At 59.5% G+C, this 11,546-nt stretch carries 12 protein-coding genes; 11 read left to right on the forward strand and 1 reads right to left on the reverse strand.

All coding sequences use genetic code 11. The features are described from left to right. The 10 genes from NUW23_12475 to NUW23_12520 form a co-directional block, all read left to right on the forward strand. Positions 1-1,340 (forward strand): helicase-related protein (locus tag NUW23_12475; GenBank protein MCR4426980.1); only part of this gene is annotated, 1,340 nt, incomplete at its 5' end. Beyond that, positions 1,337-1,804 carry a hypothetical protein gene (locus tag NUW23_12480; protein ID MCR4426981.1) on the forward strand — a complete coding sequence of 156 codons (468 nt, stop codon included), beginning with the start codon at positions 1,337-1,339 and terminating at the stop codon, positions 1,802-1,804. The genes NUW23_12475 and NUW23_12480, both read left to right, overlap by 4 nt. A 155-nt stretch (positions 1,805-1,959) precedes the next feature. Next, the gene (locus NUW23_12485; GenBank protein ID MCR4426982.1) at positions 1,960-3,378 is read left to right on the forward strand and encodes a hypothetical protein; all 1,419 of its coding nucleotides are present in this window, start codon (positions 1,960-1,962) and stop codon (positions 3,376-3,378) included. Between the two features lie 69 nt (positions 3,379-3,447). Further along, on the forward strand, positions 3,448-4,917 hold the full coding sequence (locus tag NUW23_12490; GenBank protein ID MCR4426983.1) for a hypothetical protein: 1,470 nt from the start codon (positions 3,448-3,450) through the stop codon (positions 4,915-4,917). Positions 4,918-4,947: 30 nt separating this feature from the next. Beyond that, a complete protein-coding gene (locus NUW23_12495) occupies positions 4,948-5,973 on the forward strand; it encodes a DUF3854 domain-containing protein (protein MCR4426984.1) in 1,026 nt (341 codons plus the stop codon). Then, positions 5,970-6,287, forward strand: a complete 318-nt coding sequence (locus tag NUW23_12500; protein ID MCR4426985.1) for a single-stranded DNA-binding protein — start codon at positions 5,970-5,972, stop codon at positions 6,285-6,287. Before NUW23_12495 ends, NUW23_12500 begins: the two co-directional genes overlap by 4 nt. A 12-nt stretch (positions 6,288-6,299) precedes the next feature. Next, positions 6,300-6,920, forward strand: coding sequence for a metal-dependent hydrolase (locus NUW23_12505; GenBank protein MCR4426986.1), 621 nt, complete (start codon positions 6,300-6,302; stop codon positions 6,918-6,920). Beyond that, the gene (locus NUW23_12510; protein ID MCR4426987.1) at positions 6,917-7,423 is read left to right on the forward strand and encodes a hypothetical protein; all 507 of its coding nucleotides are present in this window, start codon (positions 6,917-6,919) and stop codon (positions 7,421-7,423) included. The genes NUW23_12505 and NUW23_12510 overlap by 4 nt, the downstream gene beginning before the upstream one ends. An 18-nt stretch (positions 7,424-7,441) precedes the next feature. Beyond that, positions 7,442-8,530 (forward strand): PD-(D/E)XK nuclease family protein, encoded by a 1,089-nt coding sequence (locus NUW23_12515; protein MCR4426988.1) that lies wholly within the window; start codon positions 7,442-7,444, stop codon positions 8,528-8,530. Positions 8,531-8,763: 233 nt separating this feature from the next. Beyond that, on the forward strand, positions 8,764-9,315 hold the full coding sequence (locus NUW23_12520) for a hypothetical protein (protein MCR4426989.1): 552 nt from the start codon (positions 8,764-8,766) through the stop codon (positions 9,313-9,315). A 467-nt stretch (positions 9,316-9,782) separates the two neighbouring features. Here the strand turns inward: NUW23_12520 and NUW23_12525 are convergent, their stop codons facing one another. Then, positions 9,783-9,989, reverse strand: a complete 207-nt coding sequence (locus tag NUW23_12525) for a hypothetical protein (GenBank protein ID MCR4426990.1) — start codon at positions 9,987-9,989, stop codon at positions 9,783-9,785. Between the two features lie 803 nt (positions 9,990-10,792). Here NUW23_12525 and NUW23_12530 point away from each other — a divergent pair. After that, positions 10,793-11,356 (forward strand): DUF2284 domain-containing protein, encoded by a 564-nt coding sequence (locus NUW23_12530; protein ID MCR4426991.1) that lies wholly within the window; start codon positions 10,793-10,795, stop codon positions 11,354-11,356. Positions 11,357-11,546 lie beyond the last annotated feature (190 nt).

An 11,546-nucleotide genomic window follows, 5' to 3' on the forward strand; every position in this document is an offset into this window, starting at 1 on the left:
CGATGACCGGGACCCTCGCAGGAGGATACGCGTCGAGCCTCCACTACCTGCTCTTTGCCCTCGACCCTCAGCTCATGAAGGACATGGGGTTTGAGTACCGCAGCGTGCAGCAATTCGTGAACACCTATGGCGTTCTGAGGCGAGTAATCGTCACAGACGCCGGAGAGGTGTTCAACAAGAGTTCGCGAGGCGCCGATGAGAGCGTCCGGCTGAAAGAGCTGCCGGGCGTAAGTCTCAAGCTGTTCTCCAGGCATTTGCTGGACAGTACGGCGTTCATCAACCTCGAGGACATTGCTGACGGGTTGCCGCCTTATGACGAGTATGTGGAGATAGTCGAGATGACCCCCGATCAAAGAGCCGCTTACGATGCGCTCGAAAGCTCGTTGAAGTCAGCCATAGGAAGGTCAGGGCCGAAGGCGTCCGCCCAGTATCTTCAGACCCTTCTTGCGTATCCGGACAGGCCCTTTGGCAATCCACAGATACTCGACAGGCAAACCGGCAGAGTAGTTGCGAAGCCCGTGGAACTGCCCCAGAATCGGATTTACCCCAAGGAAGACGCCCTGCTCAGCATCATACGCGATGAGGTCGGTAAGGGACGCCGCGTGTATGTGTACGTCAAGTTCACAAACAAGAAGGACGTTACCGCGAGGCTCGAGCAGGTGATTCGGGATGCCGGCTACAGGGTACGGGTCCTTCGCGCCTCGGTTCCTCCGGAGAAGAGGGAAGGGTGGCTGTCGCACGCGGTCGCTCGCGGCTGCCAGGTCGTTGTGGGAAATGCCGACCTCGTGAAGACTGGACTCGACCTCTACGACTTTCCGACGCTGGTGTTCTACCAGACGGGTTACAACCTCTTCACGCTCAGGCAAGCCGCAAGGCGCTCCTGGAGGATTGGCCAGAAGAACCCCGTCAAAGTGGTGTTCATGGCCTACAAGGAAACGCTTCAGGACGCGGCGCTGCGGCTCATGGGCGGCAAACTCAGAGCGGCTCTTGCTATCGAGGGCAAGTTCAGCGCAGAAGGTCTCCGGGCTCTCGCCCAGGGCGATGACATGGGCGCTGCGCTCGCAAAGGCCCTCATGGAGGGCCTCGAGCGGCTCGAGTCGGCGGAGACCTACTGGCGTAAGGCCAGGGCAGCTTCGGCGGGAAGGGACATCCTCGCGGGGTACAGCGGTTGGAGCTTCGTCGAAGTCGCTGCGAGAAGCAGACGCCGGAAGAGGGTAATCCCCGGTGTGTACCAGTTGGCGTGGGACTTCAACTGCATAGGACAGCAGCCTCTGCATCCGGAGCCTTCAGCGAGCCCGCCTCGAAAAGCACGAGCCTCGACGCAGGAGGGATTAGCATGAGGTGTAGAGTATGCGGGAAAGAGTTCTCGCGGGACACCGCGGTCTCTCCGACGCTGTGCAGTTCCGAGTGTTTCGAGGTGAGCTTCTGGGTCGAGAAGCTTGTCTGGAAGCTCAATGGCGACCGGACCCCCGACGGCGCGATGGTAGCCAGAATACGCGGACAGCACTTCGTCATCCCCGCTGGCCACTCTGCCGGATTCCAAGGAGTCGCAGGCCACGAGTTCGTCATCGCGTTCATCGCTGGACCGCACAACGGCCTCGTCGTTATCACGCGTGACCTCTGGCACCAGGGGGACATCCCCCCGCGTTTTCGCGCTCAACTCAGCGATAACGCCGTCTTCCTGGACGGCCCGTCGCAGGTGGCAAGATCTGCGAAGGTTGCCGTGTCACCGGCGGGAGAACCGGTTCCTGTGTCTGTGTCTGGAGGTGCCCCTTCAGGGGCAGCTCCCGAAGTCATTCTTTGAATACTCCGGCGTTGCTTCGCTGGTTTTCTGCGCGCCTTCGGCGCTCGTAGTCTCGCGGACACGATCTGTGAGACCCCATGAACGGTTCCAAGTCACGCCGCCCGCCACGATGGGCGGCGCGCCTTTCACACTACCAAATGAGGGGGATGGTTTTCGTGCAGCTGCCGCTAGTGGCAGACGACGCGGACACGATCCGCACGGCGATAAGCCCTTCATACGTCCCAACCTGGGGAATCGGCGAGTGCCTTCGCGAAGTCTTGCAGGAAGGCCTGGATTTGATGGCCCGGGGGTACAGGGTCACCGTGGGGGCGCGCAACGGTTTCGCGATAGTAACCGATCTCGGGCCGGGGCTCAGGCGCGAGCACCTTGCCCTGGGGCAATCGAGCAAGAGAGACGAACCTGACCTGATTGGCAATTTCGGCGAAGGAGTAAAGCTTGCAGCCTTGGTTGCAGCCCGTCTTGGCAGGCGGATGAGAATCGACAGCGTAGGCTTCTCGGCCGAGCCGTTCATTGCGCGCGATCCTGCGCTGCAGTGTGAGGTGCTCATGTTTCGCCTAGGGCCTTCGCGGAGGACACGCGGGACAAGAATCGCGGTCGAGGCAAGTGGGAAGGAACTGGAGGAGGCCAAGTCTCTGTTTCTTCACTGGCACAGAGGGCGGCGATTCGGGGACGATAGAGTCTTCCTTCCAGGCGGTAGGCTTTACATCAACGGGGCATTGGCGGGCAAGAGTGAGAGGTGGCTGTTCAGCTACAACGTCATGGGCCAGCAGGCAGCCAAGCAGGCGCAAAACCGAGATCGCACCATTGTTGACGAGGACTTCGTGCGACGCTACGCCAAGGAGGCCCTCGAGAACACGCATAGTCGACGTATCATCGAGACGCTCCTGCGTGCGCACGCCCGTGAGGAGTCGTATCTCGAGACGGACCTCTATATGTACCCGACATCGAAGATGTGGGTTCAGACTGCCTGCAAGATTGTCGGACCAAGGTCGAAGACTGTTATGAACTACGATTCACGAACCGATCTTGAGGCTGAGACTCACGGCTTTGCTGTTGTAAGGTGCTACGGCGCCTGGCGCGGGGTGCTTGAGAGCCTCGGTTATCTGACAAGCCGGAACGTAATAGAGCGCCTGCGGGCGAAGAAAATGGTGCCTGCCAGGCTGACCCCGACAGAAGCCGCTCTGCTCAAAGCAGCAATAACTGCCATTGGCAAGGCGTATGCGCCTCCCGGAAGGGTCCGCGTGACTGAGCTGGAGGACCTGTTGTCGGACGGGGATTGTCCGACACCGGCTATCTACAATCCCAAAACCGACGTCATCTGGCTCTCGAGAATTCTATTCCGGGACCCATCCGGGCTACTTCAGACTCTCCTTCACGAGACTGTCCACAAGCATTCCGGGGCTCCCGACGCTTCACGTGACTTTGAGACGGCCCTGTGTCGTTTGGCGGCCGCTCTTGTCAGCAGGTTCTATTGTGTGGAGGAAACGGGCTTCTGGGACAGGGCATGCGATCTCGTTAAGGAGCAAAGAGCAAAGGGAGACAGCGGCAGCTCAATCACCTATTGCGCAGCATGACAGTTCTAGCGGCTCCCTGATCGACTGGCCGAAAGACCGGCTTCCTGTTACTAAGAAGGAGGGGTAGTGGTGCCAATCAAGGGGTTGACCGACGTACTAAGGATGCCGCGCCTTGGCGTCATCCGGCTCGGCATCAAGGTCAAGGCGGGCTCAAAGGAGGTTCCGCAGGCCACCGACTACTTCGTCGTCCCGGATGAAGTCAAAGCAGTGTACGGAGACAAACCCAAGAGCCTCGACATCATGTTTCCCACTAACGACCTCGACCAGGTCTTTCCGTGTTGGTATAAGCGCTACGGGGATCAGTGGGGCCTCATTTGTCGAGGCGACGGAGAGGCGGCCAATCTAAGTCTCGACTACCTCAAGAGCTTCCCGCACAACGAGTATGGCGTGGTTGCCCGGGATGGCTCCTACTACATCGGAGACCTCGAGGTCCCCGTCGTGACCGACAGCACACTTGCCGGTCGGGCGTGGGTCAGAATTCCCTGCCAGGGAACAAGGTGTCCCCTCGCTGCCGCCAACAAATGCGGTCCAGTTGGGCAACTGAATGTGTTTCTTCCGAAGGTCATTGGTGTGCTTGGAGTGTACACCATCAAGACTTCTGGAAGAGACAGCATCCAGAACATCATAGGGGGCGCCACCGCCCTCCAGACGATTGCGTCAGGGCGGCTCGCCATGATCGGCTTAAAGCTCTCAGTTAAGATGGAGGAAAAGCACCCGCTCCTGAAAGACGGAAAGCGCATCAAGACGGTAGTGCCGGTCCTTCATGTGGACATGGGATGCTCTCTCGAGCAGCTCATGCCGCAAATCAAGGAGGTCGCGGCGCTCGAGAAAGGGACTGGAAGTGTGCGGCCCCTGTTCCCTGAGTTGCCCGAGTCGACGGAGGGTGAAGGGGAGAGCGACAACGCTACGCCAACGGCCGTCGAGGCGGCGCCTGCGCAAGAAACGATCTCGGAGGCGCCCCACGCGACGCTGGTGGGAAACGAGGCAAAAGCCGGGACGAGTGCCCCCGCGAAGAAGGCCGCTGCGGAGGCCGAGGGAAGGTCCAGGGCCAAGGCAGACGCCGGGCCCGAAGCGGAACCTGAGGCAGAAAGCCAACCCAAAAACCAGCCAGCCTCGGAGGCAACTGCGGCTCGGCCGAAGGGGAACGCCGAACCAACTGTGCCAGAGCAGATCACCTTCTCGGAGGCGGACGACGAGGACCCGTTCGCCGATCTAGGTCAGGAAATCGAACCGTTCGCCGTTCTAAAGGTGCTAACGACGCCGGTGCCCCAGAAGTCCTCCCGGTCCAAGGCGCACGACACGGTGTTCTTCAGGGCCGTGTGCATCGATAGCAACGGCCTGCCGCAAGTGGTGAAAGGCAGTCAATACAAGTGCTATACCACGCCGAACGATACGTCGTTAATGGATCTTCAGACCAAGTGCTCCGTTAACGATCTCATCGAGATCACGCTGGACACAGGAATTGCAACAGCTCCGGACCTCCTGATCCTCAAGACATACAAGAAACGCCGGGAAGAGGAGGGCCGAAAGGCCGCCTGAGTATCGGTGTTCTGACGGGGAGGGAACAGCATGGCGCTAGACATCTCCGCGCTACAGCTGAAGCCCGTGGCAAATGGAGAGCTCAATGGGTCATGCCCCTTCTGCGGCGACAGAAAGAAGCATTTCTATCTGAACCCCCATAAGGGGGTCTATCGGTGCTTCAAGTGCGGCGCGTCAGGCCGTGTGGATGGCGCCTCGCACTATGTTCCTATGGCGCCTCTCCAACGCGAAGAGCCCTTGGCGGATGACGACACCCTTGATAGGGTGTACAACATCCTGCTTAGAGCTCTGCACTTATCGAGGGAGCACCGGGAACAACTCATGTCGTCAAGGCGGGGCCTATCGGCGCAAGCCATCGAACAAAACCAGTACAAGACGCTTCCTCCAAAGGACCGAATCGGAATCGCGGGAAGAGTAGCTGAGTGGGTAGAACCCAGGGGGGTCCCTGGGTTCTACCTTTACACCGGCAGGCACGGCAGGCAACTGTGGTGTCTTGCGGGCCCGTCGGGCCTGCTCATCCCGATGAGGGATTTCGACGGACGAATACGCGGCTGCCAAATCCGCCCCGACAGGCAGATAGGCGCCAGGTACGTCTGGCTGTCTTCTGCGAATCCGAGAAGAGGTTCAAACGGGACCGGGGCAAGAGCCGTGTACCATGTGGCGCGGGCTGCCGATTCCAAGACGGTCTGGCTTACCGAGGGTCCCCTCAAAGCAGACATAGCCGCCTCACGAATGGGGAAGACCTTTGTGGCTGTTCCTGGGGTGAACTGCTGGAAAGGATCCCGGGTTGTTGAGGACTTGCTTGCCAATGGGGTCCAAGCCGTCGTGATTGCCTACGATTCGGATAGCGTTGCTAACGAACACGTTGCCCGGGCGGCGACCGAACTGGGGCGGGCGCTCCAGAAGAGTGGAATCAGAGTGTCGTACGCCTGGTGGCCCCCCGCAAAGGCGAAGGGTATAGACGACCTTCTTCTCCTGAATGCAGGGCCCCGGGTCGTCAACGAAAAGGCGTGGCTTCGCCTGCTCAAATCGAGAGGGGGCCGCGTCCCTGGATGAACACGGTCCATCTCTTCGGAGAGGTCTGCACACCAGTGAAAATCGAGGTGGTCAAGACGAAAGCTGGCCCGCTAAAGAAGGCCAAGGTAACGCTCAAGGTCATCTGCCCCAACGGGAAGCCGGAGGCAATTCCGGTCACCGCGTGGGACAGGGCGGCCGAGCGGTTGGCAGCGGCTCAACTGAGGCCGGGCCAGTATGTCCTGGTGGAAGGCCGCCTCCATGTCACATTGGGCAGCGACGACAACGCTGCTCAGCTATCTGTTCTCCAAGTGTTCTTGACTAACTTCACGAGCGTGGTGCCAAAAGCATCGTAAGGAGGGAAGCAGGTGACGGGCCGAACCCATGTCGGCATGGGCATAATTGCCTGTGCAGCGGTTCAATCTGCGGTACCGCGAGTCCTGAATCTGAGCAACCGACTCCCGTTGCTTCCGATAGCGGTCGGCTCACTGTTACCCGACGTGGATTGCCCGACCAGCACGGCGGGGAAGGCAATCCCGGGATCGAGACTGGGTCGAGTCGGAAGGGTTGTGGTTGGGGCCCTGTTGTTGGCCCTGGGCTTGCTGGCCTGCAGCGAGTCGGCGGCCACTCTCTCTCGGCAGGGAACCGCCCGGCCGGCACTCGTGATATGTGCTGTCGCGGTGGGGATCGTTCTAACCGGGCTCCTCGATCACAGAGGGTTCACGCATTCGCTCTTGGGGATCGCAGCAGCTGTCGGCCTGGCGGAGTATTTCTTGCCCGCCAGATGGCAGTGCGTTGGGTTCTGCTATGGGCTTCATATCCTGGCTGATGCCTTAACGCCTGCCGGGGTGCCCCTGCTGTGGCCGCTGAACAAGCGGTTCGGATTCGGCCTCGTCCGGACTGGGTCGACTGGATACGGACTCCTGAGCTTTGCAGTGTGGATCATGGCCATCGCGGCAGTCCTCAAGAAGGGAGTCGCCTTTGTATGAGGCGCAAACCTGTGCTGGGTGTAGATATCTGCAACACCATAGCAGAGGTGAACAGGGAAATCGGGAAGGTTTTCGGCCTTCCCGATTGGCGTCCCTATCGGTATTCAATGGCTCAGTTCGGGGTAGTCGGACCCGAGGTGGATGAGTTCTTCCTCCGGCATCCAGAGGTCTTCGAAAAGGCGCGGCCCGTTGAGGGCGCCGTTGAAGCGCTGCGGGAACTCTCCCGGCTGTGCCGAATTGCATATATCACCGCCCGGCCTCCGGAAGTGCGCGGAGTCACTGAGTGGTGGCTTAAAGAACACGGCTTTCCTCCCGGCCTTCTCATAATGGGGGAGGACAAGCCTAAAGCAGCCCGGATCTATCGGGCGGTGGCATTCGTCGAAGACTCTCCGTCCGAGATAGCGCGGTTGTCGAAGGTCTGTCGCGTACTCCCAGTCGGATGGGAGTACAACGGGAGTCAGGCCCGGTGGACAGACATCCAGGAGATGCTGGGGGTCGCATGAAAGAAGGGAGCCCTAAGGATGAGCTGGACATACTCGTTTACACAGTTTGACAAGTTCGAGTCATGCCCGCGGTCTTACTACGAGTCCTACGTTGTCGGAGCACCCGACATGCAGACGCAGGAACTCGAGCTGGGCAGGCTCTCGCATGAAGCTGTCCAGAGCGTGGTCCTGGGGCTGCTCCCAGTAGCTGAGGTGAGGGATTGGGTCGTGTCCCGCCTTCCAGAGACCCTCTGGTTGACGGAGCAAGACGCCGACACAATCGCGGACTGGGCGCAGAGGTTTTGCTCATGCTTCAGGCCGGATGGCTCCATAGAGTGCGAGAAGGAAGTCAAAATAGAAGCCGATGGGGTCGCGGTGCAAGTGAAAGTCGACATGCTCCAGCAAGTTGGCAATCGGATCATCATCTATGACCTGAAGACCAACAAAGACGCCTACGATCCCGGCGAGACCATGCAACTTCCGCTGTCTTCGTGGGTGGTGGCAGAGAAGTACGGCGTAGGACAGGTCGAGTGCCGCCTCTGGTTCTTGCGATACCGCGAGAAGCCTCTCAGAGCGGCCCTCTTCGGGTCGCCGCAGATGGAGAAGGCAAAGAACTGGGCAATCAGCACAGCTAGGGCCATCGAACAGGCGAAGACGCTTCCCGGCAGCGCAGGGTTTCCGGAGAGGCCAGGGACCGCCTGTCGAGCCTGCGGAGTACCGCTCAATTGTGTGGGAGTGTTTCCGCCCCTCACAAAGGAGATGCGACTCGACGACATAGGCGCTGACCAGATTGCCGGTCATGCTCTCCGGCTTGAGGCGGCCCTGGCCTTTGCCAAGAAGTATCTCCAGCACTACATCGAGGCCAACAAGCTGTCCTCGGTGGCGAGCAACGGCGAACACTGGGGGAACTTCCCCAAGCCGAAGTACCTGCTCACGCCCGAACGGCTTCGAGAGTTCGGCGAGATGGTGCTTGCGCAGGGAAAGGATCTTTCGCAGTTCCTGGAGATCAACCCCTGGACGGTCCTCAAGAAGGACAACGAACACATCAAGGCCTGGCTGGAAGCGCACGCCGAAAAATCGACAGTCACCTACTTCGGACACCGGGCGAAAGCGCCCGAAGCGGCGTAGCCAAGAGCACTAAGGGGAGGCGTTACCACGCCTCCCCACACAGCAGGCCAGGAGGGGTGGCATACTTGCTGGCGGTAGGCGCTTGAGACGCGCCACTCTTAGGTGCATGGGTACTTGCAAGACCCGGCCCGCTCACAGTTGGAACGGGCCGGGTCGGTTATGTGAAACAGGGCGTTGTTCCCGACAAGCCCTGCGGCTCGGCCTAAACCTGAAGAAGGGGGGCAGAAAGCACAGTGAGTACGAGGGGAGCGTACGGCTTCCGAATAGATGGTCGAGACAAGATTACATACAACCATTACGACTCGTATCCCGGCTATCTTGGAGTGGCGGTTCTTCGCTACGCGACGAAGACTCCTGTGGATAAGATGATCGACGTCGCCAGGGGGATCATTCTGGTTCAAGAAACCGATAGGCCGACGCCGCAACAAATCAAAGAGTGTTTGCCCTACTACGACGGGGGTGTCTCGGAGCAAACCGTCGAGGACTGGTACTGCCTGCTTCACCAGGCGCAGGGGAACCTTTTTGTCTACAACGATGGGCTCAAGTACATGATAGATAACCACGACTTTCTGGGCGACAGCCTGTTCTGCGAATGGGCGTACGTAATCAATCTCGACGAAGGCTTGCTGGAAGTCTACAAGGGCTTTCAGAAAGCACGCACCGAGAACAGATATGCTCAATTCATCGATCCAACGAGCAGTTATGCCAATTGTCGGCTGATCGCTACCTACCCCTTGACGGCCCTGCCCGACGAGACGAGATTCCTGGCCCAAATCGCCTTCTAGTAAAGCGTCTTCGAGGCCAGGATGCCTCCTGTATGGAAGTTTGCCTGATACGCGAGCCAAAACCCTGGGAAGCCCCTGGATTGGGAGAGAGAACTGGGTCGTACAATTGACGCCAGGACTTGCGGATCGCGGGTCATGGCCATTACCTCGAGAGACTCCAGGCGAAGAAGTGGGCGAGACTGGCCCCGGACGGAGACATATCGCCAGCCGGCATCATCATGGATCGGTGGAGACTGCCGGCGGGTGCCTCAGGACTCCGCCGTCGTCTTCGGGGGACAGCAAGATACCATCGAGATACTGAGGAGGACGAAGTGGTTTGAGCGACCAGGGGTGATCGTTCTATGGGCGTAGGAGGTACTAACATGCGCGTTTGTGTGATAGAAGAGGAAGACGGTGCTAGATGTTCACATCCTGGCTGGAAGACTGTGCGTGTCAAGGTCCGCGCAGACGGTATCGGAGTCGGCGCGCTAGGGAAACACTTCTACGTTGGCGCTGACCGCGATGCCCAAAGCGCTCAGGTAGAGGCCCTCCGAGAGACCCTGCGAAGGTATGCTGTAGGCGACTACATCGAAGTGAGGCTTTGTGAGCCCCATGGCCCGCACCGTATTGTAGGTACGCACGGCAGGACGGTTTGGATGGTGGTACATATTCCTGGCAGCGACGAGCCCTTGCATCTGGAGTTTCCGCAGCCAACGCCGCGGGATGCCACCAGGTTGTGTAACCTAATCTCAGCCGGCCTGGTTGGTTAGTGTTCCGGTATATCGCTAGACATAGGGGGTAATGCCCATGTGTTGCTGCGACAGCCACCTTCTCTCAGGCGTCGCAGGCCGGAACCAATCCCTTGCCGTGAACAGCGGGTACGAGGCACCCAGAAGAGGGGGAACCTGACATGGCATTTGCGAGAGAGCCGGAAAGACAATGGAACCTGCCGGGATTGTCGCGATGCGAGAAGTCCCCTGTGGTTCTCAGGAAGCGCCATCGCGTGGTGCATCCTCGAGTGCCCTACGGCGAAGAGCGTCGGTTTGGACGGGGGGCCAGTTTCGGCCCGCAGTGTCCATATTGCGGGGCAAGACCTGGGGTACATCACCAGCCTGGATGCCAGCTAGAGGAATGCTCAAAGTGCGGCAGTCAAGTCAAGAGCTGCAACTGTCGGGCGCAATTGGTGTAGCGCTTGTCAAGAGAGTGCAGGAGTCGGATCGAGAAACATCTGAAACAAGTGGGCGGCGCTGCTCCGCCCACATCGCAATTATTAGACTCTTCTCGGGTTCGTCTTGAATTGCGCGGCGTATGCCGCTGTTGCCTGCCGGGCGCGATCTGGCAAGCCGCTATGGTTCAGCATGACGGGGCACGAACAGTGCTTGGTCCCTTTCGTTTGCAAGGAAGGGAAGCGTGTGGGACCTGGGCTCTGTTGCATTGTTGAACAACAGAGAGGGGTAAGCGCACAGGCTGATAACATCGCAACCAAGAGGATCGGAGAGTGACTCTGATGGTGCTTCGCGTTGTCCCAGTCATCAACCCGTATGTGCGGACCCTGTGCCGACGCCCGTATCCCGGCCATCCGAAGGGTTGCCCCAACTATGCCAAGAAAAAGACGTGTCCTCCCGGGGCCCCGATGTTCGAGACGAGGTTCGACATGACTCAACCTGTGTACGCGGTGATCAATCGTTATGATCTGGCGTCCCACACAAAGCGCATGAAGGAAAGACACCCTGACTGGTCGCCCCGGCAGTTGGCGTGCTGTTTGTACTGGCAGCCTCTGGCGCGGCGACAGCTCATGGCGCTCATTGAGGACTTCCTTCGGAAAAACCCGGGCTACTCGGTGACGGTAACTCCAGAGGCAATGGGGATCGATGTCGCCACCACGTTGGCCCGCGCCGGTCTCAGGCTGCCATGGCCGCCCGTAACAGAGGCGTACCAGGTGGCAATCGCCGGCGCCCGCCTGCCAAGACGAAGGGAGGATCCGTGCTGTGAAGTTGCGGTGCCCACGGTGAGGAAGTACCGAGGAGTTCGAGAATACCGCGACGGTGATTCAGGTGTTTGACGGCGAGGGCAATGCACTCGGCCGGCATGAAAAGGATTGCCCGGGAAACGATCCGTCTTCGATGGAGTGTAATACTTGCGGGCGCGTCGGTAGTGTGTCCGACTTCAATGTCGAGAACCACACCTGCGATACCTGCATGCTTGCCAAGGACCATCGCTCGCAGGGCCCCTGGGCGCCTGCGTCGCAATGG

It is taken from the genome of Bacillota bacterium (assembly GCA_024655925.1).
Classification (GTDB): Bacteria; Bacillota; DTU025; order DTU025; family JANLFS01; genus JANLFS01.